Source organism: Blautia glucerasea (assembly GCF_020537505.1).
Classification (GTDB): domain Bacteria; phylum Bacillota; class Clostridia; order Lachnospirales; family Lachnospiraceae; genus Blautia_A.
On the sequence record NZ_JAJBMO010000068.1, the window covers coordinates 1 to 1,608 of the forward strand.

Here is a 1,608-nt window from a genome sequence, read left to right on the forward strand (position 1 = left end):
TATACATCTTACAGCGCAGTATCATCGCCACAAACTCAACAAATATCTTAGCCCTTGCTGACTCTTCTGAATATACCCGGATGCTCTTATTTCCAAGATAGGATTTATCCCCACGGAATAGTTTCTCTGATGTATCACGGCTCTTATACAGCTCGATTGCTTCCTTTGCACTCATCTTTTCTGATGTGATTATACAGAAATATCCTGCCAGATCCAGTTCCCTTTTCACTACACTGCAGCGCTCTTCCGGCAGTACAAATGCCTGTGTTTTTTCATCATAATGAAGATTAAAATACTTCTCAAACCCTGGCCCGAATTCTTTTACTTTATTCTGATATTTCTTAAGGTACAATGTCATCTGGTTGAGCCTGTTTTCAATCCCAGCACGGTCTGCACTTTCTTTGGAAATACTGTGGTACAGATGAAAATACCGTTCTTTTTTATCACCCGCATAAAGCCTGTGCTTCACGGTCTTCCCATATACTCCATACTCATAGATGTTATTCACGCGCTTACTTTCAAAAGTTCCCTTGTGTTCCAGAACCAGTTCATTCACCAGTGAAGCCATTCCCTTCACCATGATCACGAAGCTGTACCCGCATTTATCCATATATTGTATGTTTTCACAGCTGAAATAACCCCTGTCCAAAATAAATCCAATCTTCTTATAGCCATATCCAAAAGCTTTGTCCAACATGAACTGAAGCTGTGAGATATCGTTCAGACTTCCGGGATATTTCTCGTAAAATAATGGTTCCTGGTTACGTGTATCATATGCAACCGCATAGTTAAATACAGGTTGTCCCACATCTACTTTCGGATGTCCGAATTCCACCATTTCAATGTCTCCAGCCTGGCAGTTTTTGTTCGTGGAATCGTAGGAAATATATATTTTTTCGCGATGGTTTCTGGTCTCATTCCAGGAATTTAAGAACCCAATACTCTGGTCATCCGTTACGGAATTCAGGAAATCTGAGACAGTAGAATCGCTGTATTGTTTCATTCCATTTGTAAAAAGAGGATGGTTGTATGTATAATCCGGATAGTACTGTGCAGCATTGTTTTCTGCAATGATCGAGTATACCGCCAGATCAAGAAAAAGTCCCAGATCACGCTGTTCAAAATACCCACCAAGGAGCTCGATCAGGTTGTATTCTTCTATAATTTTACGCAATACAAAATATGCTCCCACGCGCAGGCAGCTGCTTCTGGATGTCCTGTTTTTTGTCTCTGGAAGCTCTGCATCTGGAAAATATTTCAGGAAATTTTGATTCGGCTGCATCAGTTCCGGGTCTGTTTCAGACAGCTTTCCTATTGTTACTCTTTTTGGAAAAGTATACTGCCTTACCGGATCATAGATCCGGTCATATTCATACTCAATATATACAACATCTTTCTTTTTTCTACGTGTAATCTTCCCCTGTACGAATGGTATTTTTACTAAAAAATCCAGATACATTAGGCCCCTCCTTTTAGGCGGTAATCCACCTAAAAGGATTATACCATATATCCCGGTCTCCTGCAAGCAGAACCCGCAGAAAATCGGGATTTTTTCAATTTTTTATTCTCTTAATTTTGTTTAGGTGGAACTTTTTCTGGAAGTTCACA

1 protein-coding gene is annotated in these 1,608 nt (G+C 40.0%); it reads right to left on the reverse strand.

Translation table 11 applies throughout. From position 1 onward, the window contains the following. The coding region (locus LIQ05_RS19200) for a transposase (RefSeq protein ID WP_226822913.1) at positions 1-1,459 on the reverse strand (1,459 nt) is incomplete at its 3' end. Positions 1,460-1,608: the final 149 nt, after the last annotated feature.